The 25,352-nt window shown below is 63.4% G+C and carries 18 protein-coding genes; 10 read left to right on the forward strand and 8 right to left on the reverse strand.

Annotation, left to right across the window (positions count from 1 at the left end; genetic code table 11):
• Nucleotides 1–123: 123 nt before the first annotated feature.
• Entirely contained in the window at nt 124–2,256 is a 2,133-nt protein-coding gene (locus JJ896_14625; GenBank protein ID MBO6780886.1) for a dehydrogenase E1 component subunit alpha/beta, read from the forward strand.
• 6 nt (nt 2,257–2,262) lie between these two features.
• A complete protein-coding gene (locus JJ896_14630) occupies nt 2,263–3,156 on the forward strand; it encodes a hypothetical protein (GenBank protein MBO6780887.1) in 894 nt (297 codons plus the stop codon).
• 10 nt (nt 3,157–3,166) lie between these two features.
• Here the strand turns inward: JJ896_14630 and JJ896_14635 are convergent, their stop codons facing one another.
• Entirely contained in the window at nt 3,167–4,321 is a 1,155-nt protein-coding gene (locus JJ896_14635) for a cystathionine gamma-synthase (GenBank protein MBO6780888.1), read from the reverse strand.
• Nucleotides 4,322–4,390: 69 nt separating this feature from the next.
• Nucleotides 4,391–5,596: a tetratricopeptide repeat protein gene (locus JJ896_14640; protein ID MBO6780889.1), complete on the reverse strand. Its 1,206-nt coding sequence runs from the start codon at nt 5,594–5,596 to the stop codon at nt 4,391–4,393.
• Nucleotides 5,597–5,821: 225 nt separating this feature from the next.
• On the opposite strand from JJ896_14640, the gene JJ896_14645 reads away from it, so the two are divergent.
• The 3 genes from JJ896_14645 to JJ896_14655 all read left to right on the forward strand — a co-directional run bounded on the left by JJ896_14645 (nt 5,822) and on the right by JJ896_14655 (nt 8,637).
• Nucleotides 5,822–6,730 carry a hypothetical protein gene (locus tag JJ896_14645; GenBank protein ID MBO6780890.1) on the forward strand — a complete coding sequence of 303 codons (909 nt, stop codon included), beginning with the start codon at nt 5,822–5,824 and terminating at the stop codon, nt 6,728–6,730.
• 7 nt (nt 6,731–6,737) lie between these two features.
• Nucleotides 6,738–8,000, forward strand: a complete 1,263-nt coding sequence (gene fahA, locus JJ896_14650) for a fumarylacetoacetase (GenBank protein ID MBO6780891.1) — start codon at nt 6,738–6,740, stop codon at nt 7,998–8,000.
• A 199-nt stretch (nt 8,001–8,199) separates the two neighbouring features.
• Nucleotides 8,200–8,637, forward strand: coding sequence for an Hsp20/alpha crystallin family protein (locus tag JJ896_14655; GenBank protein ID MBO6780892.1), 438 nt, complete (start codon nt 8,200–8,202; stop codon nt 8,635–8,637).
• A gap of 151 nt (nt 8,638–8,788) precedes the next feature.
• Here JJ896_14655 and JJ896_14660 read toward each other — a convergent pair whose 3' ends face one another.
• Entirely contained in the window at nt 8,789–10,372 is a 1,584-nt protein-coding gene (locus tag JJ896_14660; protein ID MBO6780893.1) for a HAMP domain-containing histidine kinase, read from the reverse strand.
• Nucleotides 10,372–11,073, reverse strand: a complete 702-nt coding sequence (locus tag JJ896_14665) for a response regulator transcription factor (protein ID MBO6780894.1) — start codon at nt 11,071–11,073, stop codon at nt 10,372–10,374. Before JJ896_14665 ends, JJ896_14660 begins: the two co-directional genes overlap by 1 nt.
• 51 nt (nt 11,074–11,124) lie before the next feature.
• Here JJ896_14665 and JJ896_14670 point away from each other — a divergent pair, with 51 nt between their 5' ends.
• Both JJ896_14670 and JJ896_14675 read left to right on the forward strand, forming a co-directional pair.
• Nucleotides 11,125–11,874: a hypothetical protein gene (locus JJ896_14670; protein MBO6780895.1), complete on the forward strand. Its 750-nt coding sequence runs from the start codon at nt 11,125–11,127 to the stop codon at nt 11,872–11,874.
• A complete protein-coding gene (locus JJ896_14675; protein MBO6780896.1) occupies nt 11,874–12,488 on the forward strand; it encodes a CoA pyrophosphatase in 615 nt (204 codons plus the stop codon). Before JJ896_14670 ends, JJ896_14675 begins: the two co-directional genes overlap by 1 nt.
• 8 nt (nt 12,489–12,496) lie before the next feature.
• On the opposite strand, the gene JJ896_14680 is transcribed toward JJ896_14675, so the two are convergent.
• The 4 genes from JJ896_14680 to secA are packed head-to-tail and all read right to left on the reverse strand — an operon-like array spanning nt 12,497 to nt 19,957.
• Nucleotides 12,497–13,897 (reverse strand): hypothetical protein, encoded by a 1,401-nt coding sequence (locus JJ896_14680; GenBank protein ID MBO6780897.1) that lies wholly within the window; start codon nt 13,895–13,897, stop codon nt 12,497–12,499.
• A 30-nt stretch (nt 13,898–13,927) separates the two neighbouring features.
• A complete protein-coding gene (recN, locus tag JJ896_14685; GenBank protein ID MBO6780898.1) occupies nt 13,928–15,628 on the reverse strand; it encodes a DNA repair protein RecN in 1,701 nt (566 codons plus the stop codon).
• A gap of 55 nt (nt 15,629–15,683) precedes the next feature.
• Nucleotides 15,684–16,547, reverse strand: a complete 864-nt coding sequence (locus tag JJ896_14690; GenBank protein ID MBO6780899.1) for a DUF1080 domain-containing protein — start codon at nt 16,545–16,547, stop codon at nt 15,684–15,686.
• Nucleotides 16,544–19,957: a preprotein translocase subunit SecA gene (secA, locus tag JJ896_14695; GenBank protein ID MBO6780900.1), complete on the reverse strand. Its 3,414-nt coding sequence runs from the start codon at nt 19,955–19,957 to the stop codon at nt 16,544–16,546. Before secA ends, JJ896_14690 begins: the two co-directional genes overlap by 4 nt.
• A 344-nt stretch (nt 19,958–20,301) precedes the next feature.
• Here secA and JJ896_14700 point away from each other — a divergent pair, with 344 nt between their 5' ends.
• The 3 genes from JJ896_14700 (at nt 20,302) to JJ896_14710 (ending at nt 25,348) form a co-directional block, all read left to right on the forward strand.
• Nucleotides 20,302–23,502 carry a SusC/RagA family TonB-linked outer membrane protein gene (locus JJ896_14700; protein ID MBO6780901.1) on the forward strand — a complete coding sequence of 1,067 codons (3,201 nt, stop codon included), beginning with the start codon at nt 20,302–20,304 and terminating at the stop codon, nt 23,500–23,502.
• A gap of 23 nt (nt 23,503–23,525) precedes the next feature.
• Nucleotides 23,526–24,791 (forward strand): hypothetical protein, encoded by a 1,266-nt coding sequence (locus tag JJ896_14705; GenBank protein ID MBO6780902.1) that lies wholly within the window; start codon nt 23,526–23,528, stop codon nt 24,789–24,791.
• Between the two features lie 107 nt (nt 24,792–24,898).
• The gene (locus JJ896_14710) at nt 24,899–25,348 is read left to right on the forward strand and encodes a hypothetical protein (GenBank protein MBO6780903.1); all 450 of its coding nucleotides are present in this window, start codon (nt 24,899–24,901) and stop codon (nt 25,346–25,348) included.
• Nucleotides 25,349–25,352: the final 4 nt, after the last annotated feature.

Consider the following 25,352-nt stretch of genomic DNA (forward strand, 5'->3'; position numbering starts at 1 on the left):
TTGCTGCCGTAGAGGTGCGACCATGCGTTGGGCCCGGGCAGCAGAGGCACTCAGCGTGCCCGGCAGGACGGCCGGTGCCCCCAAGCCTCATGCGACATTTTCGGACACGTAAATCTGCCGTTTATGCCTAGAGCCGCCCAGAAGAAGAGAAAGACATCGGAAGCGCTTCCAGGAGGGGATGGTGCCGCTGCGGTCCATGTACCGGACGCAGTAGTTCCGAATTTCGAGGGCGACTTCAACGTAGCTCCCGCCAAACCGGGTGACTTCGACCGCGAGGACCTGCTCGGCGTGTACCGCCGCATGCTCACTTCCCGGCGCCTGGACGAAAAGATGCTGACCCTGCTGAAGCAGGGCAAAGGCTTCTTCCACATCGGGTGTGCCGGGCATGAGGCCGCCCAGGCCGCGATCAGCAGCCTGTGCCGGCCGGGACATGACTGGTTCAGCCTGTACTACCGGGACCTGTCGATGTACCTGGGGCTCGGAGCCACCGAAAAGGATGTGCTCCTGCACCACATGGCCAAGGCCGACGATCCGAATTCGGGCGGCCGCCAGATGGCCGAGCACTACTCCTGGCCTGAGCGCAACATTCTTCCCGTGTCCTCCTCGGTCGGTGCCCAGTTCCTTCCGGGCGTAGGCGTCGCCCTGGCCCTCCAGAAGGACGGCAGCGACGCATTTTGCTATGTCTCGTGCGGCGACGGGGCAACCAGCCAGGGCGACTTTCACGAAGCACTGAACTGGGCAGCCCGCTCCAAGGCGCCGGTGCTGTTTGTGGTGCAGGACAACAAGTACGCCATCTCCGTCCCGGTATCCGAGCAAACCGCAGGCGGCACGGCATTCAAGTTGGCCCGTGGATACGAGGGTCTGAAGCGCGTTCGCGTGGATGGCACGGACTTCTTCGCCACGTACGCCGTCGCGAAGGCCGCCATCGAGAGTCTGCGCGCGGGAGAAGGTCCGGTCTGCCTGGTAGCAGACACGGTGCGGCTGCTCCCCCACTCCTCCTCGGACAACCACACCAAGTACCGCACGCCGGAAGAACTGGATCAGGAAAAGACGCAGGATCCCATTTCACGGTTTGAGCAGACGCTGCTGGACGCCGGAATTCTGGAGGCTGCAGAAATCAAGTCGATCCGTGCCGAGGTGGCCAAGACCGTTGACGCCGCAGCAGCGTGGGCGGCCAAACAACCCGACCCGGAGTCTGATACTGCGCTGAAGCACGTCTACTTCGAGGGCGACGACGGCCTGGAGTATGAGGCCTCCACCCCGGCCGGTGAGCCGGTGGTGATGGTCGATGCGATCAATCATGCGCTGCATGAGGAGATGGAGCGCAACGACCGCATGCTGGTCTACGGCGAGGATGTCGCCGGGGGCAAAGGTGGGGTGTTCACCGCTACCCGTGACCTGACCTCCAAGTTTGGTCGCGACCGGTGCTTCAACTCGCCCTTGGCCGAAGCCTCCATCATCGGCACCGCCGTCGGGTTCGCCTCGAAGGGCTACATGCCGGTCGTGGAAATCCAGTTCGGCGACTACATCTGGCCTGCCCTGCAGCAGATCCGCAACCAGGTGGCCTCGTACCGCTATCGGTCCAATGGGACCTGGGGCTGCCCCATGGTCATCCGCGTACCCGTCGGCGGCTACATCCATGGCGGACTCTGCCATTCGCAGAACATCGAGGCGTTCTTTGGGCATATGCCCGGCCTCCTGGTTGCCCTGCCGTCCAACGCGGCCGACGCCAAGGGTTTGCTCAAGACGGCCATTCGTGGGCAGGATCCCGTGCTGTTCATGGAGCACAAGGCGCTTTACCGCGCTGCCTCCGCGCGGAGACCGGAGCCCGATGCAGACTACCTGCTTCCGTTCGGCAAGGCAGCAATCACGCGGGAAGGCTCGGACCTGACCATCGTCACCTATGGTGCCATGGTAGCGAAGGCCGTCAATGCTGCCCGTCAGTTGGACAATGAAGGGGTTTCGGTCGAAATCATCGATCTGCGCACTATCATGCCGCTGGACATGGACACCGTGCTGAACTCGGTCCGCAAGACCAACCGGGCCCTGGTGCTCTATGAGGATCACGAGTTCCTGGGCTTCGGAGCGGAAATCGCTGCCCAGCTGGCCGACAAGGCCTTTGGTGATCTGGATGCCCCGGTGCGCCGGGTGGCAGGCAAGTTTGCCCCGATCGCTTTTGCCGACCCGCTGGAGCGCGCGCTGCTGCCCAATGACGACGACGTGCTGACGGCGGCTCGCGAGCTGGCCGGCTGGTAGGCGGTCGTGCGCCGCTGGGCGTTGGCGTGCACGCTCTGCGCGTTCACCGGCGCGGCCTCAGGGCAAGCCTGGACTCAATCCGCCGGGAGCGCCTACGTCAAGGTCAGCAGTCAGTGGACCGGCGCCACAGAGCAGTACCGCGAGGACGGCACCAGGGCCCCGTACGCGGCAGGCCTGGAGGCCAACGGGTTTGAGGACCGGTCCCGGTACCTGTATGCCGAATACGGGGTGACCGGCAACGGCACGCTGGTCGTGCAGCTCGCCTTCAAGGACATGCTCGTGCGCACACCGCATCCGCAGGCATCCTCCGGCCTGCCGGGCACCGAGGTGCCTGTTGAACGCGGCGCATCCGGCTTCCAGCAAGTGGCCCTGGGGTGGCGCCAGGGTCTTTGGAGGCGCGGACCCCATCGTCTGGCCCTCAATACGTCCGTTCGCATTCCGCTGGCCTACAGCCGGGATGAAATGCCCGCTCTGGGCAGTGGGCAAGCAGATGTCGATGCGATGCTGCACTACGGAGCCAGCCTGTGGCCCTTCCCGGGGTATGCGCAGGCGGGCTTGGGCTACAGGCTACGATCGGGTTATCGTGCGCTGTCCTCGGGCGATGCCCCCCTGCCCGAGTACGGAAACGAGTGGCTGTTGCACGCCGAAGGCGGGGCGAACCTGGGGCCGGTGCTGCTGCAGGCACTTCTCTTCGCCACACTGTCCAATCAGGCTCCGGCTACAGAGTTCGACCCGCAGAATCCGGTGCCGACGCACCAGCGCTACATCAAGACAGGGTTGGGCGCGACCGCTTATCCCGTCTCGTCGATCGGAGTCTCGCTTCAGGTGTTTACCACCCCCTATGGCGCAAGCACGGTGCGGTCTGTCGACTGGTTCGCAGGGCTTGAAGCCCGATTTTAGCGCCGGGGTGCTACCGGAGCGCCTGTTCCAGATCCTCCAGCAGATCGTCGATGTCTTCGACCCCGACCGACAACCGGATCAGACTGTCCTCAAGGCCCGCCGCAATACGCTCCTCTCGCGGAATGGACGCGTGGGTCATCGTCGCCGGATGATTGATGAGGCTTTCCACGCCGCCGAGACTCTCGGCCAGCGTGAAGACGTTGGTACCGGAGAGCACCTTCAGGGCGGCATCCATCGAGGTGTCCTTCAGGAGGAAGCTCAACATGCCGCCGAAGTCCCGCATCTGCCGACGGGCCAGTTCATGCTGCGGATGGCTCGGCAGCCCCGGGTAGTAGACCGGCCCCACCGAAGCGTGGCCCTCCAGGTATTCCGCGATTCGTTGGGCATTTGAACAATGGCGCTGCATGCGCAGGTGCAGTGTCTTGGTGCCGCGCACGGCCAGGAAGCAGTCCATGGGTCCTGGAACGGCACCGGCGCTCTTGATCAGGAAACGCAGCTTGTCGGCCCACGCGTCGCTGTTCGTGCACACCGCGCCGCCCACCACGTCGGAATGACCACCCAGGTACTTGGTGGTGGAGTGCACGACCAGGTCGGCACCCTGCATCAGCGGCTGCTGCAGATACGGCGTGGCGAACGTGTTGTCGACAGCCACGGTGATGCCTCGGGATCTGGCCAGGGCGACCATGGCCTCGATGTCGACCAGGCGAACGAGGGGGTTGGTGGGCGTCTCGACCCAGAGCAGCTTCGTCTCGGGTCTGAGCGCCGCTTCGACCACCGCGGCATCCCGCATGTCGACGAAACTGGACGCTATGCCGAACGGCCCAAAGACCTGGCGCATGAGCCGGTAGGTGCCCCCGTAGAGATCGTTTGAGGCGACCACGTGGTCACCGGGCCGCAGGCATCGAATGATGGCGTCGGTCGCAGCAACTCCGGACGAGAAGGCAATGCCGTGTGCGGCACCCTCCAGCGCGGCCAGGTTGCCCTCGAGCGCGCTCCGAGTGGGATTGGTCACCCGGGCATATTCATGGCCCTGGTGCTCGCCCGGCGCCGACTGGGCGTACGTGGACGTCTGGTAGATGGGTGGCATGACGGCCCCCGTGGAGGGGTCCGGGTGTTGGCCGGCATGCACGGCCAGGGTGCCGAATCGGCGGTTCTCGTTGCTCATGTCGATCAAAAACGGAAAAGGCCCGGATTCAGCGAACCCGGGCCTTTTCTGATAGTGGTCACCGAGTGATCAGGAATCGTTCGTTCCGGCACACTCAGATACTTCCTCGGCCTGGTCCAGCATGTTGTTCTGCACGTAGGACTGGAACAGGGCCAGGCAAATGGCCGTGGCGTCTTCGCCTTCGGATTCAACCAGTGTGCGGGCGGCCTCCAGCGGAGCGATGGCAGCGGCAAACAGGCTTCGGCGTTCCTCAGCGAGTGCGTCGATCTCGGCCTCGCGGGTCGCGATCTCGTCTGAGGAAAGACTGGAGCGGTTCTCCCGCAGCTCGTCATCCTTGGTGTTGATCTGGTCGTTGACCGCCACCGCCTTGTTGATGTACGCAGCGCCGAGGTTGTACTGGGCGTTGGCGTATTCGGCGTCCAGGGCTACGGCCGCGCTCAGCTGCTCGATGGCGTCGTCATAGCGCTCAACCGACACCAGCAACGAGCCGTAGTTGTAGCGGAACAGCTTGTTGTCCGGGCTGTCCGCAACCGCACGCGCGTACGTGTCCAGAGCACGATCCGTCTGACCCGCCAACTGATAGGCGTTGAGCAGCTCGGCCTGTACGTCGATGTTCTCGGGGTACAGCTCGGCGGCCGTCTCGAGCGTGGTCACAGCTTCAGCTGCACGGTCGTTGTTCAGGTAGATGCGAGACAGAAAACGGAAGCTCTCCACATCCGTATCGCCAAGCTCGATGGCCATCTCGAACGGTTCGGCAGCGGAGGTTTCCATGCCGCCGTTGAGGAAGGCGTAGGCCTGATTGGTGTAGGCATCTGCCGAGTCTGGCTGGATAACCGCAGCGGTACCGAAGTAGAGCGCAGACGCTTCGAACTCCGAGGCGTCATTCGCGCCCCTGTTGAAGGCCTGGATCCCCCGCTCGAACTCGCGCACATAGGCAATGGCCTTGTTGCGCTGCACGGTCTCCAGGAGAAGCGGGTCGATTTCGACGGCCCGGTCAAAGGCTGCGACCATTTCCTGAATCAGAGCGGCGTGCTCGGCCGGATCTTCGGTCTCGAACGCCTTCTCGGTGAGAACGCGACCTTTGAGCTCCAGAGCTTCGGCATTGTCCGGGTTGTTGCTTAGGGCCGTTTCCAGGTTCTGGAGGGCTCGATCATAGTCCTTGTTGCGCAGATCGAGCTTGGCTCCTTCCACATTCGGGTCGCTGGAGCAGCCGTCCGCACCCATGAGGAGAAGTCCACCGAGTACGATGCAGAGAAGGGCGGGAATGCGCTTCATGTCGGGGGTTCAGATGGTGATATTATGCGTCTTTCGAGGTGGGGAGCAGTCCTCTGAGCAGCGATTGCGGCCCAAAAAACCAGCTTCGGAAGGTAAAGCGGCTTCTGCCGACCACCAATAGTTAATCCAGAGTTCTCAAATTGGTTTCGTATCCTCGCGGCCCGCGCGGTCCCGTGGTTTGACCCGGTACCCGCGATGCGCCAGAAGAGGATCCCCTGCCTACGCATGCGCCACGTTCTGCTCAACAATCTGATCGACTACGCCGGCCTGTTTCCGCCGGCCCGGCTCGACATGGAGCCCGCCGTGCGCGAGTATCACGCACACCTGGCGGACCCTGAGGCGTGGATGTTGGGGCGCTTTATCTGCCCTGAGACCCGCCTCGCGGAGTTGAAGCCGTTCGGCGGCCTTTTTCCGGACTCCTCGCCCTTGCGTCTGTCTGTTCTCCCGGCGGGCGGCGCATCCATCGGCAAGCGCATAGCCCACGCAGTGCAAACCAGTGATGGCTTTGAACGCGGCTTTTCCGGAAGCGCTTCCGTTGAAGTCTTCGAGGCCCGGGTTGCAGACCGACTGGATGCCGGTGCCCTGGCTGACACGCATCAGGCTGCCGGTCGCCGCATGGCGTACCTGGAATGGGACCCCGGGCGGGCCGATCTGCGCAGTTGCCTCGAGGCCGTCATGACGGCGCGCGTTTCGGGCCGCACGAAGCTGGGGGTCAAGATTCGTTGCGGCGGCACCGAGGCAGATGCATTCCCCTCGGTGGCGTCCGTAGCCCGCTTCCTCCACTGGTGCCGGGAGTTTTCGCTGCCGTTCAAGGCGACGGCCGGCCTGCACCACCCCGTCCGGCACCAACGGGGCCCGTTCATCATGCATGGCTTCCTCAACGTGTTCGTGGCCTACGCCCTGGACGTTGTGCTGAACGTGGACCTGGAGACCATGGAGCACATCGTCGGGGAAACCGATCCGAACGCGTTTTCTCTTGCAGAAGGCGGCGTGCGCTGGCGGGATCTGGAAGCCTCCGCCCAACAACTTCGCAGTGTTTCGGTGCTCGGAAACGCGTACGGAAGCTGCAGTTTCAAGGAACCGGTAGACGACCTCAATGAGGCTGCCTGGTTCGGAGCCCCTGACTCAGTCTGATTTATCTATGCAGCGCTCGTTCCTGGACATTCCCAGTGACCACGATTTCCCCATTCAAAACCTGCCGTACGGAGTCTTCCGGCCGCAGGGTCAAACGGCCCGCGTAGGCGTCGCCCTCGGCGATTTTGTGGTGGACCTTGCCGCACTGGCCAACGCCGGCCTCTTTCATGTGCGTGACTTCGATGCGCGCCGCGCGTTTGACTCGCCTTCGCTGAACCGTTTCATGGCGGCCGGGCACGACGTCTGGCGGGCGGTACGCAAACGACTGCAGGAGCTGTTCGACGAACACACGGCAGTCCTGCGCGACGACCCGGCACTGCGTTCCCGCGCCTTCCACAGGCACGACGATGTGCGCATGGAGATGCCGTCCGAGATCGGGGACTACACGGACTTCTACTCGTCCCGCCAGCACGCGACGAACGTGGGTACCATGTTCCGTGACCCCGACAACGCCCTCCTCCCGAATTGGCTGCACCTTCCGGTAGGCTATCACGGCCGTGCAAGCTCGGTCGTTGTCAGTGGCACCCCCGTGCGGCGGCCGGTGGGCCAGACCAAACCGGGAGACGGTCCCCCCGTTTTCGGACCAAGCCGTTTGCTCGATTTCGAGCTCGAGGTGGGGTTCTTCACCGGCCCGGGCAACCCGCTCGGTAGTCCAATCGACATCTCGACCGCTCGCGAGCACATCTTCGGCATTGTGCTCGTCAACGATTGGAGCGCGCGCGATATCCAGAAATGGGAGTATGTGCCGCTGGGTCCGTTTCTGGCGAAGAGTTTCGCGACGACCATCTCGCCGTGGGTCGTGCCCATGGACGCGCTGGAGCCTTTCCTCGTCGAGCCGGAGCCGCAGGACCCGGAGCCCCTGGCCTACTTGCGCAATGACCCGCTGGGCCTTGTGAACGTGGATCTGGAAGTTGCAATCCGAGGGGAAGGCATGAAAGCCTACCACACCGTGTGCCGCTCGAACATGCGCCACCTCTACTGGTCGATGGCGCAGCAGCTGGCCCATCACACCGTCAACGGCTGCAACGTGCGTCCGGGGGACCTGATGGCCTCAGGTACGATCTCGGGACCCGAGCCGGAAAGCTTCGGCAGCATGCTCGAACTGAGCTGGCGCGGCACCAAACCCATCGCAATGCCCGACGGGTCCGAGCGCAAGTTCCTGCTGGACGGAGACTCGGTCATCATGCGCGGGGTGGCGCAGGGAGACGGATATCGAATCGGGTTTGGGGAGGCCGAGGGCACCATCCTGCCGGCTCGTCAGGTGGGCTGACAATTCTGTCAGGCGCACGGTCACTCCTCATTTTCGGCGACTGTCAGGATTACGGAGTCGATTGACATTTTGACAACCAAATCGGCCTAAATGCGCCAATTTGGCTGTTTTCATGGAGTGGCACAGGGGTTGTATCTGGTGATGATGCCTTCGGGCAACAGATTTCAAATCATCACCAACAACCATTTTGCGCACACCCATGACCAAACTCGTCCGCTTCTCGCCGACGGTCGACTCGCGCACGTTTCAGAACGAGTTCGACCGCCTGTTCGACACGTTCTTCCCCACTCTCCAGACTGACAACGGCTCGGTGAGCTGGGCCCCGCGCATCGACTTCATCGAGCGCGAGGACAGCTATGAGATCCGCATGGACGCACCGGGGATGGAGAAGAGCGACATCTCACTCGATTTCCATGACGGTGCACTCACGGTCAGTGGCGAGCGCCGCATGCCGGAGCGCCTGGAGAACGATGTGCATCTGCGCAGCGAACGGCGCTGGGGAAGCTTCTCCCGCACGTTCGCGCTGCCGCGCACGATCGTCGACAAAAACATTGCTGCGACCTACGAGGACGGCGTGCTCACCGTGAGCATTCCGAAATCAGAGGAAAGCAAACCGCGTCGTATTCAGATTTCCTAGTTCTCGTGCATTGATCCTCCTGGGGGAAGAATCCTTCTCCTCCACTCAGGGAGACGCGGGGGGCCCGTTCCGAAAGGAGCGGGCCCTTTTTTGTGCCGTGCACGGCGCGTTTGCGCGGCTCGCGATCGCCGATCCGGACCCTCTGCCTGAGTCAGTCGCCTGTCGGAATCCGGATGACGAAGAGGGCGCCGGGCAGCCCTTCCCGATTGCTGCCGATGAGGTCTCCGCCATGCGCCTGCACGGCGGCCTTGGAAATTGCCAGTCCAAGCCCCGTGCCGCTGCTCATCCTGGTGCGGGCGTCCGTTCCGCGATAGTACCGCTCAAACAGGTGTTTGAGTTGGGCTCCATCGAGCCCGGGGCCCGTGTCTGTAACCCGAATTTCCACGCCGCCGTCGTCGGTCGGCACGGCCTCTATGGAAATCACGCCACCGTCCGGCGTGTGCCGATCGGCATTGGAGAGCAGATTGTTCAGAACGCGGAGCAGTCGGACCCCATCGCCATGAACAATGGGCGTTTCGGGATGCACGTCAACGCCCAGACCCACGCCCCGCGCTGCTAGCGGGTCGCGGTACTGCTCGGCAGCCTCGTAAACCAACTCCGCAACAGGAATAGGCTCTCTCCTGAGTGGAGGACTTGGAGAATCCAGCACACTGAGTTCAAACAGGTCTTCCACCAGGCGCGACAGATAGGCCGCCTGTCTGCGCGCGCCTTCCAGCTGTTGCAGCGCCTCCTCTTCACGCCCCTCGGAAAACATGCGTCCCGCCTCATCCACACGTCCGGCCATGGCCGTGAGCGGAGTGCGCAGGTCATGACCCACGTTGGCCACCAGTTCGCGGCGCATGCGGTCGGTCTCGCGGAGCCGCTCGATGCTGTGGGAAACGTGGTCGGCCATGTCGTTGATGGTCTCCGCCAGCACGCCAAACTCATCGGTGCCCTGGTAATCGACCCGTCTCGAATAATCACCCTCGCCGATGGCCTCCACCTGGCGGGTCATAAACCGCAGGGGACGCACCAGGCGCAGCGTTACCGTCGCGGCAAGCGCCAGGGCAAGGAGCAGCACCACCCCCGCCGAAATCAGAAGGGCCTGGAGAAGCGCCGCTCGGGCCGGTTCGAGCTCCCGGTCCAGGGAATTGGCGATGGGCTCGATGACGAGTCCACCGGCCAGAAAACCGACATCGTCGTACACGGGTGCTGCCATCCAACCCTCCTGGCGGGAGGTGACGATAACTCCGGAGTCGAGCGTCGCGGCGAGGTCGTCCGGCATCGTGATATCCAGAGCGCCCGTCTCGTAGGTGCCGTCCGGGCGTGCGATCAGCAACGGCAGACCGTTGGCATCGGTCACGATCAGGGGGTCAGGAAACCGCGACGACAGATCCAGAACCAGCGGACCGGGCAAATCGGCCAGGCCGCTGCCGTCCCAGTCTGCCCGCAGCTCCAGCTCCTCGGCCACTGCATCCAGCCGCAAGCGCACGCCCTCTGCCGCCAGGTCCAGCGCGCTGTCGTTCGCGGCAAAAGCCGATAGCCCGAACGACACTGCCACCGCGGCCAGCTGCACAAATACCAGGACGGCGGCCACCCGCCAGAACACCGAGCCTCGCCAGCCCAGCCCGGGCGATTCCTCCCGGGGTCGCGTGCCCGGCTCAGTAAGGCCGCTGGCCGGCGGCGATGTGCCCGTGCCGGACAAGGTCTCCGGCGGCGATGTGCCCGTGCCGGACAAGGTCTCCGGCGGCTCCATCAGCGAGCGTCCTCCCTGGACAACTTGTAGCCCACACCCCACACCGTGCGCACATACCGTGGACGGGCTGGATCCTCCTCGATTTTGGCCCTCAGGCGCTGCACATGCGAATCTACCGTGCGGTCATAGCCCTCGTAGTGGATGTCCCACACATCTGCCAGCAGCTGTAGCCGCGTGAACGGCCTGTCGGGCTGGCGCGCCAGAAAGTGCAGCAGGTCGAACTCCCGGACGGTCAGGTGCACCAGGGTTCCGCCCACTCTGACCTCACGGCGCATCGGATCCAGTTCCAGCTCCCCGATACGAATGGCCTTCTCGGACGTCCCGCTCTCGGTGGTCACCGCCACCCGGCGCATGGCGGCGCGAATCCGGGCGACCAGCTCTTCCAGGCTGAACGGTTTCGTGACGTAGTCATCCGCTCCCACCTCCAGCCCCACGACGCGGTCGATCTCACTGGACTTGGCGGTGAGCATAATGATGTAGAGCGCCGGATGGGCGGCTCGCAGCCTGCGGCACACCTCCAGTCCGTCCACTCTCGGCAACATCAGGTCCAGCAGCACCACGTCGGGAAGGGAATCTGCCACCAGGTCGAGGGCAGACTGTCCATCGGCCGCGTGACGCACGCGATAGCTCGCGTCTTCAAGTCTTCGCAGAACCAATTCAGCCAGTTCTGCGTCATCTTCCACCAACAGAATGTCTGCCATGACCTTGCGTCTACCGGTACAAACGGGGCGCGGGATGCCGATCTTTACTCCATGACTCCGCGACGAAAGTATACGACAGGCGGCCGCCGGCTTGGTATGGCGGTTGTGTGTGCATTCGTCGTTGGAACGGTTCGTCCGGTTGACGGACAGACCATGGAAAACACGCTCGTCGCCTGGCGAACGGGCCAGACGGCGGCGGCACAGTCGGTGGGTGCGCTCCCCATGCGCGAGACCTCGGAGTTGATCACGGAGACGGCCCGCGGCAAACGTACATGGCGCATCGTGTCCGGAATGCGACTGCAGGTCATGCAAGGACGCGCAGAGCGCAGGATGGAAGCCATGCGCGTCGGGGATCGAGACATCGACCTGAACAGCGGTGAGGATCCGCAACGGCGCCCGAGGCGACCGATACGGTCGGATCTTGAGCGCGCGGCCGACGCGCTGCTGGCGCCCCACACTCTGGTCGACCTGCTGGAGCCCATCGGCGATCCCTCCATGGAGACGTACGAGGGCATCCAGGTAGTTCGGATTCACACTGTTGCAAAGGAGGACACCACCGTCGACCACATTACGTGGGATTTCGACGCGGCATCGGGGCGCCTGGTGCACCTTCGCGGCGTCGTGCGCGCCGGAGATCGCGGCACCCTCGCGGTCGAGGTGGGATTCCGCAGAGAGGGCAGCGCGGACCTCCCCGTGTGGAGCCGATCTGACGGTTCCTTCCAGTTCCGGCGCAGGACCCGCACGTACACCGTGCTGGTGGAGAGTGAAGCACGGTACGAGTTGGCGGGCGATACGCTCTGATGCATTTCCCGGACCTGCTCCAGGACCGACTGTCTCAGCGGCTGCCCGGACCCGATGCCCAGCTTGTCATGTCTCCCCGCGGGAGGCCTCGAATTGATGACCTGGACAACAACCCGTGCCGGGAAGCCGGTGTGCTCGCCCTGCTGCACGCGTCTGAAGGGGGACCGTGTGTGGTGCTGATCGAACGGCCAGGACACCTGAAGAAACATGCCGGCCAGGTGGCATTTCCGGGGGGCCGCCGGGAGGGAGAGGAATCGAGACGGGATGCTGCACTCCGCGAGACCTGGGAGGAGATCGGCGTGCGACCAGAGACCATTGCGCCACTCGGGGCCCTGACGCCGCTCTTTGTGCCGCCGAGCGGCTTCTGCGTCTACCCGTTTGTCGGCTGGATAGAAGCCCTGCCCCCGCTGCGACTTGAACCCGGCGAGGTGGCCTCGGCCTTCTCCGTGCCGCTGGCGCGGTTTGTCGACGGACCCCGTGAGCTCGTGGACATGCCCCGCCTCAGCCGCCAGGTGCCCGCGTTCCGACACGACGAGTACGTAATCTGGGGTGCCACGGCCATGATGCTGGCCGAACTCGCAGCGGTTGCGGAGCCGGTTCTGCCCCGCGGCTGAGGCCTGCGCTATACCCCCAGCTGTGCAACGGCGTCCCGCACCATGGCCTCCGCACTCTCCGGCGTAGGCGCCTCGGCGTACACACGCAGAACAGGCTCGGTCCCGGACGGCCGGACCAGCAGCCACCCCGTGTCCGTGCGGTGCTTGTACCCGTCCAGATCCTCGAGTCCGCGCACGGGCTGACCGGCAATCTCTTTCAGCCCGCCGCCCTTGCCCAGTCGGTCCAGGGCCGCGGCCTTGCGATCCTCTGACGTATGCGCGTCGATGCGGAAGTAGGCGTGATGCCCGAAACGATCGAAGAGCATATCGACCAGATCCGAAAGGGAACGGCCGGACTTCACGATCATCTCCAGAACCAGCAGGCCCACATAAATGCCGTCCCGCTCCGGGAGGTGCCCCTTGACGGCAATCCCTCCGCTCTCCTCCCCTCCCACGACGACGTCCTCGCGGATGAAGTACTCACACACATACTTGAAGCCGATCGGCGTGGTATGCAGCGTGAGGCCGTAGTGCTCACACATGCGATCGAGCATGTCGGTTGTCGAGAAGGTCTTGACCACGCTGCCCTGAAGTCCACGCTCCTCATGGAGATACCACAGGAGCAGCGCCAGCAGGCGATGTGAATCCACGAACCGGCCGCGGTCATCCACCATGCCAATTCGGTCTGCGTCGCCGTCGTTGGCCACGGCCGCGGCGGCACCTGCATCAAACACCGCGGCAGGCAGATCGGCCAGATTCCGTTCGATGGGCTCCGGAGGCACGCCCTGGAATCCCGGATTGAACTCGCTGCGCAGTTCTACCACCGCGTCCGCGCCGAGCACCGCTGAGAGCAGTCCCTGACCGGCGCCGAACATCGCGTCGTGCACCACGGTGATGCCCGACCCGCGTATGGCCTGCACATCGATCACCTCGCCCAACATCTTCAGATAGTCCCCCTTGACGTCCCGCTGCGTGATGCGCGCGTCGTCCAGGGATACCGGCTGCACGGCCACCTCCTCGGGGATGCGGCGTTCGACCTCGGCAATCTGCGCCGGCACGGCCGGTCCTCCGTTGGCGGCCTTGATCTTGAACCCGTTCCAGGCGGGTGGATTGTGACTGGCCGTCAGGACCACCCCGGCATCGCACCCATAGGCCTTCGTCGCCCAGCTGATGGCGGGTGTTGCCGTGAACTCGGTTGCAAATACGACCTCTATGCCCAGGGCTGCCAGCACGCCGGCCGCATGTTCTGCGAACGCGCGTCCTTCAAAGCGCGTGTCGTGCCCCAAGACCACCCTGGGCGTGCCGTCACAGGTGTCGTGCAACCACTGCGCGGTGGCGGCAGCCACCCGCGCCACGTTGGCGAACGTGTAGGTATCGCCGATGACGGCGCGCCAGCCGTCCGTACCAAACTTGAGAACCGGAGGGGTCATGAATCCTGGATTGTGGCCCCGCCGGGCCGGTCAAACAGTCTGAATAATCAGTTCGCGGGCACTCTCAATGGCGGCATCGGTGACCTGGGCCCCGCTCATGAGGGCCGCCACTTCGGCTACGCGTTCATCTTCCGACAACAAGCGCATGCCGGTCCGCGTGCGGTCCCCCACTACATCCTTGGCGACCCTGAAGTGGGCCTCACCCTGGGCGGCCACCTGGGGCAGGTGGGTAATCGTGATGATCTGGTGGTAGCGGGCCAGGTCCCGCATGCGGGCGCCCACCGACTGGGCCACACTGCCGGAGACACCCACATCGATCTCGTCAAACACCAGCATCGGCAGCCGGTCACTCTTGGCCAGGATGGACTTCATGGCCAGCATGATGCGACTGATTTCTCCGCCGGAGGCGATGCGCGCCAGGGCCCGCGGGGGTTCTCCGGGGTTGGTCGAGATGAAGAACTCCACGCGGTCGGTGCCGTCCGGGTGGGCCACCAGGCGCCGACCGTCGGGCATGACGGCCAGTCCATCGTGCGACACATCCTGCTCGAACGCCACCTCAAAGCGGCTCCGCGGCATGCCCAGTCCGTGCAACTCGCTTACCACGGCTTCCTCAACCCGAGCGGCGATCTCGCGTCGCTTGGTCGACAGCCGTTCTGCCGCCTCTCCCAGCGTACGGGAGGCAGCCGCAATCTCATCGGCCAGACGGGTCAGCGCGCCTGAAAAATCCCGGGCCAGATCCACCTGCTCGCCGATTTCGGCTCTGTAGGCCAGCACCGCTTCCAGGGAACCGCCGTAGCGGCGCTTCAGACGATCCAGTTCACCGATGCGCTCCCGGATGGCCTCAAGGCGCTCCGGATTGAATTCGATGCGCGCATTGTAATCCTGCAGAAACGAGGCGATCTCGGAGATGGCGATTTGCGCGGACTCAAGCTCGGAAAGCGACGGTGCGAACTCCGGGTCGATGCGGGCCAGGTCGCGCATTTCGTTGCGCGCCACGGTCAAACGGTCATACACGGCCGACTCGGACTCGTAGAGTACCTCGAACAGGGAGTTCGTGGACTCGTGTAGACGTTCCGCGTTTTCGAGCACGCGCCGCTCGGCCTCCAGCCGCTCTTCTTCGCCGTCGACTGGTGAGGTGCGATCGATCTCTTCAATCTGGAACTCCCAGAGCTCACGCTGACGGGCCAGCTCCGCTTCGCGCGCGGCGAGGTCGTCCCGCTTGCGCACGAGCGCACGTACAGTCTCCAACGCCTCCGAGTACGCCTGCACCAGGGCGGCCAGGCCCCCGTACCCGTCCAGCATGCCCACGTGTGTCTCCACCCGGAGCAGCGACTGGTGATCGTGCTGCCCATGCAGATCCACCAGATGGGTGGCTACCTGCTTGAGCACGTGCACCGTGGCCGGCGAGTCGTTGATGAACGCACGACTTTGCGATCCGGTGATCTCCCGCCGCAGGATGAGTTCCGGCAACCAGTCCAGACCGGCCTCTTCCAGGAGCGGCCGTACCCGCGGCTCGTCCACACCCTCGAATACGCCTTCTACGATCGCCTTTCGGGCCCCGGTGCGCACGACTTCCGTGGAGGCACGCTCTCCCAGAATCATCTTCAGCGCGCCCACCACAATCGATTTTCCGGCGCCCGTTTCTCCTGTGACCACGTTCAGGCCGGGCTGAAACTCGACCTCCAGGCGCTCGATCAGCGCATAGTCACGAATGGAAAGGGATCTCAGCACGCAGTCGGTGGAGTGTTCTACAACTGGAGGCGCTCACCTCCGGAAGTGCAACAAGTTAGTCGTCGTAGACGCACGCGGCGCGGTTGTCGTGCTCATACCACCACCGAAAATTTGCCGCCCCGGGATCCATGCAACCGGAGAGATTGAGCAGCTCCACCCGCCGGAATTCAACCGGGTGGCTTTCGCTCTGCAGCGCGATGTAGCCAGCACCCAGCAGCTCGCCGTCCCGCTTTTCGGCAGGGTCGAATCCGTCCACTACACCGCCGCCGACTTGCGGACGGTAGTAGCCCAGGACCGGCTCCCCCTCCACGGCGTGGGCAATGAGCGAATCACCCAGGACCACCACCTCTACCTCCACCCAGTCGTCGCCGTGAAAGGTCGGGCTTTGGGCATTGATGCAGTGGTCAGTGACCAGTTCGCCGTCCATCTCAACGTGCGTGCCTGGCGTACACAGGTTGGCGGTGGGGCGTTCATCCACCCCGTTTCCGCCCAGGAACTGGACCTCGATGGAGATCGGGAAGTCCTGGTCCAGGCCCATCGAAGAGGCGGACTGGCTATGAACCATCACGCCTGAATTGCGGAATGCCCAGCCGGGCCCGCCCTCGGCCTGGTCCCCGGTGAATCGGTACAGGATGTTCAGACGGTAGTGGGAGTACGGCGTCTCGTAAAACAGATGACCGAATCGCTCATCGAACGCGCCGTAACCGTCGTAGGCCACCTTGATGACGCCGTCCTCCACCCGGAAGGTGTTGGACGAGTCCTGGCCGACAGCTTCTCCGCGAATCTTGGGGGTCCAGCCGGTGAGATCCTGCCCGTTGAAGAGCTGGACCCACTGCTCAGCCTCCTGGTCGTTGGTGACCTCCAGGCGTGCGCCGCCGCAGCCGGCCACGAGCACGGCGGCCAGAATGAGGCCCCTCATCGTCCGTGGCAGTGCTTGTACTTCTTGCCGGAGCCGCACGGGCACGGATCATTTCGACCAACGCGCTCCTCCACCACCACCGGCGCCGATTTGGCCGTCGGGTCCTGACGCTGCTGCTGTCCGCCACCGGAGCCGGAGACGCCATAGTTGGGCTGGGCACTTTCGTGCGTCGAGCGGGCCCGCCGCGGATCGAGACGGCGCGTCTGCTGGCGTTTGGGCGCACGACCTTCGGTCTGCCTGGACACCATCGGCCCCGAACGCATCACGAAGGACACCACGTCCTCATCCACCTGCTCCACCAGTTCCTTGAACAGGCGGAAGGCATCCATTTTGTATTCGATCACCGGATCGCGCTGACCGTACGCTCGCAGTCCGATGCCTTCTTTGAGCTCGTCCAGCTTGCGCAGGTGCTCCGTCCAGGCCGTGTCGATCATCGAGAGCACGGTGACGCGCTCCAGCGCATCGTTCACTTCCTGTCCGTCCGATTCCACGGCATCCTGGATAGCCAGCGTGGCCCGCAACGCCTTGCGACCGTCGGTGAAGTCCACGTAGACCTTCTCCGGCTTTTTCTCCTGGTCCGACTCCAGGATTTGCCGCATCGACTCTGCAAACGGTCGAGCAAGCGCGTCACGTTTGCGCTTGTAGAAGTCGACGGCCGCCTGGTAGGCCCGCTCAGCCACGCCGTCCTCGCCCAGGGCGTAGAACGCCTCCCGATCCAACTCGAAGTCCACGGCGAACTTGCGCAGCATGTCCTCGCGCAACTCGTCCAGATTGCCGTCTCCGTGGTGCATCTCCACCACGCGGTCGATGCTCTGGCGCAGCGCGTCCAGGATATCGCCACGCAGCCGCTCCCCTTTGAGGGCGTGAATGCGCCGGTCATAAATCACATGCCGCTGGGCGTTGAGCACATCGTCGTACTCAAGCTGCCGCTTTCGAATGGCGAAGTTGTTCTGCTCCACCTTCTTCTGGGCACGCTCGATGGACTTGTTGACCCACGGGTGGGTAATCACCTCGCCCTCGGCCATGTTGAGCTTGTCCATCACCTTCGCCACACGGTCGCTGGCGAAGAGGCGCATCAGGTTGTCGTCCAGCGAGATATAGAACTGGCTCTCGCCGGGATCCCCCTGACGACCGCTTCGACCACGCAGCTGCAGGTCGATGCGGCGGGATTCATGACGCTCCGTACCCACAATGGCCAGACCACCCAACTCTAGCACACCGGGTGCCAGCTTGATGTCGGTACCGCGACCGGCCATGTTCGTGGCGATGGTCACCGCGCCTTTCTGGCCGGCTTCGGCCACAATCAGGGATTCCTCCTTGGCGCGGTCACGCTTGGCGTTCAGCACGTTGTGCTTGATGCCGCCTCGCGTCAGCATGCGGGACAGCGTCTCCGAGACCTCCACGGTCGTGGTGCCGACCAGCACCGGCTGTCCTTTTTCGTGGTACTCGCGGATTTTGTCGATGACCGCGTTGTACTTCTCGCGCTTGGTGCGGAAGACGAGGTCGTCCAGGTCCTGACGGGCGATGGGCTTGTTGGTGGGCACCACCACCACGTCCATCTTGTAGGTCTTGAAGAACTCCTCCGCTTCCGTCTCCGCCGTACCGGTCATACCGGCCAGCTTGTGGTACATGCGGAAGTAGTTCTGCAGGGTAATAGTGGCGTACGTCTGCGTGGACGCCTGGATCTTCACCCCTTCCTTGGCCTCGATGGCCTGGTGCAGACCGTCCGAGTACCGCCGCCCTTCGAGTACACGTCCCGTGTGCTCGTCCACGATCATGATGCGACCATCCTGGACAATGTACTCGGCATCCTTTTCGAAGAGGATGTAGGCCTTCTGGAGCTGCTCGATGGCATGCAGGCGGGCCGCGCGCTCTGAGTACGTGGTGTACAGGTTGCGCTTCTTGTCCTCGAGTTCGTTGCGCAGCACCCGGCGGTCGTTTTCCCGCTTGGCTTCGCGCTTTTCCTCGGTCAGGGAAGCGTCGGCGTCCAATTTCTCATCGAGGTCGAGCAGGCCGTCCTCATGCTCCTTCTCAAAGCGCGCCACCTCCTCGCCCAGGTCGGGCAGGATGAAGAGGTCCGTATCCTGGTTGGCCGACTTGGCAATGAACGAGCGACCTTTTTCGGTCATCTCGATGGCGCGCTGCTTCTCGTCGTAGGCAAAGAACAGCTCGTCATCCACGAACGGCATGTTCTTGGCGTTGTCCTGCAGATAGAAGAACTCGGTCTTCTGCCTGAGGGCCTCCACGCCGGGCTCCTGAAGAAGCTTGCGCAGGCGTTTGCTGCGCGGGTAGCCGCGGTAGGCACGGAGCAGGGCCAGGCCGGCCTCCTCCTCCGCCTCGGCAGCCTTTTTGTTTTCGTCCTTGCTCAGCCAATCATCCCGTCGGGCCAGCGCTTTTTCCGCATCGCCCACCAGATTGGCCACCAGCTTCTGCTGCGAATAGACCAGCTTCTCAACGCCCGGCTTCAGCTCCTCGAACTGGCTTTCGTCGCTCTGCGGCACCGGACCCGAGATGATGAGTGGCGTACGGGCCTCATCGATGAGCACGGAGTCCACCTCATCCACAATGGCAAAGTGGTGGTTGCGCTGCATCAACTGCTCCGGATCTACCACGAACGAGTTGTCGCGCAGATAGTCGAAACCGAACTCGTTGTTGGTCCCGTAGGTGATGTCTGCCTCGTAGGCGGCTTTGCGCCCCGGAGAATGCGGCTCGTGGCGGTCGATGACGTCCACGGTCAGCCCCAGGAACTCGTAGACCTTGCCCATCCACTCGGAGTCACGCTGGGCCAGGTACGGGTTGACCGTCACGAGATGCACACCGCGACCGACGAGGGCGTTCAGGTACACCGGAGCCACAGCGACGAGGGTCTTGCCCTCACCCGTCTTCATTTCGGCGATGTCCCCGTTGTGCAGTGCCATGCCGCCCAGCATCTGGACATCGTAGGGGATCATTTCCCAGTGGATCTTCGCACCACCTGCAATCCACTCCCTGCCCACCATGCGGCGACAGGCGTCCTTGGCAACGGCGAAGGCCTCCGGCAGGATCTCGTCGAGGGTCTGCTCGACCGTGCGGTGCCATTCGTCTTCGAGGTCGTCGTACTCCTCGTAGAGGGCCTGCCGCTCCTCGAGCGTCATTTCCCGCATGGCGCCGGGCAGCCCGTCTCCGCCCACCTCGTTGTCGGGCGTCACGCCGGCCTTCAGCTGGGCCTGGATATCCCGCATGTCCTTTTCGATGTCGGCAAGCGAATCGGCGATGCGTTGCCGAAACTCCGGCGTCTTGGCCTGGAGCTCTTCATCGGTGAGGGATTGCAGCTTCTCGTACTCGGCGTTGATCGCATCAACCCGGGGCCACAGCTTCTTGAGCGCCCGTTCGTTCTTGTCGCCGAATAACTTCTTTATCGTATCGAACATAGAGGTGTCCGCGGGTCAGCCGCGGATGCGCTGCCAAGGCAGCGTATGTGGAGGTACGCAAGCCGCGCCTGCGTGCAAAATGTCTGAAACAGAGCCCGTTCGGGCCGGTGCGCGCCTGCACAATTCGCGTGCCAGACACAGCCAATCTGACACGCTGTCAGGCTGCTGATCGTTCCCCCTGCCACGGCCGGGATCGGGCTGCCGGGGCGCTGTCCCGACACCCACGTTTGACCTGTGCCGAGGAAGCGATTATGTTTTTTTGATTAAGGGGTCCACACAACCCCTTTCGGGGTCCCCACAAACCCCATCGACTCTCCCTTTTCCCCCAACCACAGGCACCCACTATGCTTCGAGCCCTTCGAGCAGCCTTCGTGGTTTCCTTATTGATGCTTCCGCTTCAGGTCGCTGCCCAGGGAACCATTGAGGGCACCGTCACAGACGCCACCTCAGACGAGCCGCTAATCGGCGCGCAGGTGGTCATCCCCGCGCTGGGAATCGGCGCCGTCACCGACTTCGACGGCAACTATTCGATTTCGAATGTCCCAGCCGGAGATCACACCGTGGAAGCACGATTTATAGGCTTCCGCACCCAGACCTTCCAGACATCTGTTGCCGACGGCCAGACCGTTGAGCTGGATGTGCGGCTGGACATGTCCGCCATCAACCTCGATGAGGTGGTGGTGACCGGAGCCGGAGGACCCGTAGAGAAGCGCAAGCTTGGCAACTCGATTGCCACCATTGACGCTTCGACGCTGGAGACCGCTCCGATTGCCACCTTCTCAGACGTGCTGCAGGGCCGCGAGCCCGGCCTCGTGGGACTGCCTTCCGGCGGACAGACCGGTGAAGGCGCGCGGATTCGCATTCGGGGATCGGCGTCGCTCTCGCAGAGCAACGAACCGATTCTGTACATCGACGGCGTACGGGCCAACAACGACGGCGGCCTGACCTTCAATGGGGGTGGATCTCCCTCTCGACTCGACGACATCAATCCGGAGTCCATCGATCGGGTGGAAATCCTGAAAGGTGCTGCTGCGGCTACGCTGTATGGATCCGAGGCTTCCAACGGTGTGATCCAGGTCTTCACCAAACGTGGCAACGTGGGCCCACCGCGGTTTACGATGCAGATCCAGCAGACCGGCATCGCCTATCCCAAGGTGTACGATGCGAACACAGGTTTTGCACGCAACCAGGCCCAGGCGGACACCATGTCCAAATGGCTCGGCGTGGGCGGCCTCAAGCCGTATCAGCTGGTGGAGCGCGAGTTCATGGAGGACCTCTATGAAACCGGATATGGCCAGACCTACTCGGCCTCGGTCTCCGGCGGCTCTCCGGGTATCACCTACTTCGCGAGCGCTCGGTGGTTTGATGAGGACGGCGGATTCGGCGGCAACGATCGCCGGTATCCCCAGGGCGTCTCGACGGTGGTGGAGGACATCGCGCAGCGGGCCCAGGCCACGGCCAGTCTCAACATCTTCCCGACCGACAAGCTGCAGTTCCGGATCACGTCCAACTACACGCAGGGCTATCTGCAGACGATGGACTCCAACAACAACATCTACGGAGTGCCTTCGCTTGCCCAGTTCTCCAAGCCTGAACTGGTCCGGTACAACAACGAGACCGGCACCATTGCCTTCTCGACGGTCAATGAGGCCATGCAGCAGGTGCTCGAGCAGAGCGTCAAGCGGTATGTCGGCAGTGTGGGCACCAACTACCGCCCACTGGATGCGCTGACCATCGACGGCACGATCGGCGTGGACTTCACCAGTCAGAAGGACACCGACGTACGTGCTTTCGGATGGAACATCGACGGGTTCTCCGGCTCCGAGCCGGACGGCTCACGTGACTACCGGAATACCAACCGGCTCGAGGTGACCTACGATGTGAAGGGCACCCTGCTGAATCAGATCACGGACGACATCGAAAGCACGCTGCTGTTCGGATCGCAGGGCTTCATCACCAATACGGACATCCTGCAGGGCAGCGGCGTCGCATTCCCCGGCCCGGGGTTCAACGTGACCGGTGCGGCCGCCAACGAGGATGTCTTTGAGGCCTTCCTGGAAGTCGCCAACGTCGGCGTCTTCTTCCAGGAGCAGATCGGCTTCCGCAACTTCCTGTACGTAACGGCCGGCGGTCGTCTGGACGCTTCGTCAGCGTTCGGCTCCGACTTCTCGACGGTGTTCTATCCGAAGATCTCGGCGTCCTTCATTCCGAGCGATGCGCCCTTCTGGCAGCCCATCGGCCCGATCTCTTCGCTGCGCTTCCGCGCGGCACTGGGTCAGTCCGGTCTGCAGCCAGGCGCTTTTGACGCCCTGACCACCTACACGTCCCTGTCGTCGTCCAACGGCCCTGGCGTGGCTCCGGACAACCTCGGTAATCCGAATCTCAAGCCGGAGATTTCCACCGAATGGGAGTTTGGCGTTGAGTCCGGACTGATGTCGGACCGCCTTGGCTTCGAGGCGACGTACTGGAACCGTGTGGTGAAAGACGCGCTCATCGACCGTCAATTCCCGGTCTCCGGTGGTTTCCGCTCCCGGCAGCTGGACAACATCGGCGAGTTGAAGGGACAGGGTGTCGAGATCGGCGTCAATGCGCTGGTCTACAACCGCGCGAACACGTCGGTCAACCTGTTTGCCAACACGGCCTACCTGTGGGAGCAGATCTCCGACATGGGCGGTGCACCTCCGATCAAAGTCGGCGGCAGCTACCCGCGGTATCGCAACTACCTTGTCGAAGGGTACGCCCCAGGCACGCACTTCGGTGCGAAGCTCCTGGACGTGCCCTCCGGTTCGCTTCCAGTGGACCTGAACGGCGACGGCAGCCCGGACACGGAAGCGCAGTTGCTTGCGCTCCTGGGCGGCACGGATCTCATGACGCTGCCCTCCAACACCACGCTCGTTCTGTTGGCAGATGACCCGAATCCGGATGACCTGCTTTCGGGCAACCTGACCCACTACCTGGGCAAGCCGACGCCTGACTTCGCCGGCTCCTTCGGTGGCACGGTCAAGTTCATGCGCAACTTCACGGTGTCGACCCTCTTTGAGTACAAGGCGGGCAACTACTACGTGAACAACCTGACGGGAGCATTCCGCCAGTCCAACCGGTCCATCGGCCGCAACACACCAGATGCGGCGCGCGTGGAGCGGGACTACATGACCGGCGGCATCGACGCCAACGGCAACCCGCAGAACAACGCCCAGGTGCGCCTGGACGCGCTGAACGATTGGCTCTACAGCCAGCTCGCGCTCTCTCCGTTCTCAGGGCTCAACACCATCAAGAAGGCGGACTTCCTGCGCTGGCGGGAAATCAGCCTGACGTACCGCGTGCCGCGCGTGCAGGCCGAGCGTCTGCGCCTGCGCAGCCTGCAGTTCACGCTCGCCGGACGCAATCTGGCCATGTGGACCAAGTACGATGGGGTGGATCCTGAGCTCAACGCCATCGGTCGTGGCGGCGGAAACTCGCTGTCCGACAACTACCTGGACGGCGTGGAGGCCTTTGGTTGGGCCATCCCGCGTCGGGTGGTGTTCACGATGCGCATGGGCTTCTAGCCCGAACCCAATTGAGAACGATCATGACTACACAAAGAAACTTCGCGACCTTCCTGGTCGCGCTACTGGTGGTCGGGTTCACGGGATGCGGAGTCCTGGACGTTGAGAACCCGAACAACCTGATTGAAGAGGACCTGGGCAACCCGGCTGCGGCCGAGCCCATGGCAAACGGCGCCGAAGCCGCGGTCACCCGCGCGCTCGGATTCGTGCTGGCTCCGTACTCGGTCGCCACGGACGAATGCACCTGGGTGGGCTCGCGCGATGCGTGGGGCCAGCTGGACGATGGGGCCATCGAGTTCTCGGGCAACGAGTTCTCGGACCAGGCCTATCCGTTCGTGGGTGAAGCCCGCTGGATGACGGACAACTTCAAGAATCGCCTTGAGGAGTTCGGCAATTCCGGCGAGTCCATGGCCCGGATCTACCTGTACAACGCCATCATCTACACGACGATTGCGGACGTCTTCGACGACTTCACCATCTCGGATCGCACCGAGGCGGGTCCGGCCATCGGCCCGGGCAACATGTCGCAGCTGTACGACACGGCGCTGGATGCCGCCAACAAGGGCATCGCCCTGAACGTGGGCGGCGATATCGGCATCGCGCTCAAGGCCATGAAGGCCCGCATCGCCTTCAGCAAGGCCGTCTGGGGCAAGGTCAATCCGGTCAACACGGGCAGCCCGCTCGTGAATGCCGGGGTGGCCGAGGCGCAGGCTGCGCTTGCCGACATGGGACCGGACTGGAGCTTCAGCATGGTGACCGACGCAGGTTTCCAGCTGAGCAACTACATGGCCGGCCAGATCAACAATCGGCTTGAGTTCACCTTCGGAGACACCTTTGTCAAGCGCATCGCCGCGGGCAACAAGGTGGAGGAGGTGACCTATGCGGACCTGATTACGGGCGATGTGCATCCGCACCTGGCCTCCGTGATCAATGCATTCGTCTCGGACCGCGAGTATGCCGACATCCCGGTCGTCTCTGCTCGCGAGATGCACCTGATCATCGCCGAGGGCGGCCTGGCTTCCGGAAATGGCGGCCAGTTCACGAGCGCAATCAACAACCTGCGTTCGCTGGACGGCCTGCCCGACTACAGCGGCCAGGTCGACTCGCGCGAGCTGTTGATCAATTCGCGCGCCGTGAACCTGTTCATCCAGGGGCGTCGCCTTGCGGATCTGTACCGCTTTGGCATGCGCAGCCCGGAATGGCAGTCATCCACGTCTGCAGTCACTTCTCCGGGTACGTTCCTGCCCATCACCAAATCGGAAATCGAGTCCAACCCACTGGTTGGCTGATCCGTGCCGGAACCTCCCGGGAGGGTCGCCCCGTTGTTCGGGGCGGCCCTCTCTTGGGTTTTGGCCCCCGGGGTCTCATGAGGCGCCTCTAAACTGATTGAACCTCCATGGCTCGATTTGTCCTGATCGGAATGCTCCTGTGCACCGTCTCGGGCTGCAACCTGCTCGGCAGTGACGGTCCAGCCGAGGTGCGCATCCTGATTGACGGTGCCGACGGCCAGCAACTCAGGCTGGTTACGACCACCAATTTCCTTGCACAGCGACAGCCCGTCTTTTCCGATGAGGGCATCTACCTGCAGGACACGACTCTCGTACGCGTCCTGGACGCCGACACGATTGTGGTAAACACCCCGTACGACGAGCTCTACGATATTGCGATTGCGCAGCGCTTTCTGGCTCGTGTACTCATAGGGAGCCCCCGCTCGGGTCTGAGGGTCCGCGCATGGGTCGATGGGGAGAACCGTCTGGACCGGGCCGCCTCCGCAGATTCGGTGGTCCAGTTCCTGTATTACTACCTCAACTCGGACATCCCGCTCGACGAACCAACCGAGGTATGACTCG

Source organism: Rhodothermales bacterium, from assembly GCA_017643395.1.
Classification (GTDB): Bacteria; Bacteroidota; Rhodothermia; order Rhodothermales; family UBA10348; genus JABDJZ01.

What these genes read in the sequence shown, in the direction of transcription:
- JJ896_14690 (MBO6780899.1), bottom strand. Translation starts at nt 16,547, where the DNA reads ATGAGGGGCCTCATTCTGGCCGCCGTGCTCGTGGCCGGCTGCGGCGGC.
- fahA (MBO6780891.1), top strand. Translation starts at nt 6,738, where the DNA reads ATGCAGCGCTCGTTCCTGGACATTCCCAGTGACCACGATTTCCCCATT.
- JJ896_14710 (MBO6780903.1), top strand. Translation starts at nt 24,899, where the DNA reads ATGGCTCGATTTGTCCTGATCGGAATGCTCCTGTGCACCGTCTCGGGC.
- JJ896_14640 (MBO6780889.1), bottom strand. Translation starts at nt 5,596, where the DNA reads ATGAAGCGCATTCCCGCCCTTCTCTGCATCGTACTCGGTGGACTTCTC.
- secA (MBO6780900.1), bottom strand. Translation starts at nt 19,957, where the DNA reads ATGTTCGATACGATAAAGAAGTTATTCGGCGACAAGAACGAACGGGCG.
- JJ896_14665 (MBO6780894.1), bottom strand. Translation starts at nt 11,073, where the DNA reads ATGGCAGACATTCTGTTGGTGGAAGATGACGCAGAACTGGCTGAATTG.
- JJ896_14645 (MBO6780890.1), top strand. Translation starts at nt 5,822, where the DNA reads ATGCGCCACGTTCTGCTCAACAATCTGATCGACTACGCCGGCCTGTTT.
- JJ896_14700 (MBO6780901.1), top strand. Translation starts at nt 20,302, where the DNA reads ATGCTTCGAGCCCTTCGAGCAGCCTTCGTGGTTTCCTTATTGATGCTT.
- JJ896_14655 (MBO6780892.1), top strand. Translation starts at nt 8,200, where the DNA reads ATGACCAAACTCGTCCGCTTCTCGCCGACGGTCGACTCGCGCACGTTT.
- JJ896_14680 (MBO6780897.1), bottom strand. Translation starts at nt 13,897, where the DNA reads ATGACCCCTCCGGTTCTCAAGTTTGGTACGGACGGCTGGCGCGCCGTC.
- JJ896_14625 (MBO6780886.1), top strand. Translation starts at nt 124, where the DNA reads ATGCCTAGAGCCGCCCAGAAGAAGAGAAAGACATCGGAAGCGCTTCCA.
- JJ896_14675 (MBO6780896.1), top strand. Translation starts at nt 11,874, where the DNA reads ATGCATTTCCCGGACCTGCTCCAGGACCGACTGTCTCAGCGGCTGCCC.
- JJ896_14705 (MBO6780902.1), top strand. Translation starts at nt 23,526, where the DNA reads ATGACTACACAAAGAAACTTCGCGACCTTCCTGGTCGCGCTACTGGTG.
- JJ896_14660 (MBO6780893.1), bottom strand. Translation starts at nt 10,372, where the DNA reads ATGGAGCCGCCGGAGACCTTGTCCGGCACGGGCACATCGCCGCCGGAG.
- JJ896_14635 (MBO6780888.1), bottom strand. Translation starts at nt 4,321, where the DNA reads ATGAGCAACGAGAACCGCCGATTCGGCACCCTGGCCGTGCATGCCGGC.
- JJ896_14670 (MBO6780895.1), top strand. Translation starts at nt 11,125, where the DNA reads ATGACTCCGCGACGAAAGTATACGACAGGCGGCCGCCGGCTTGGTATG.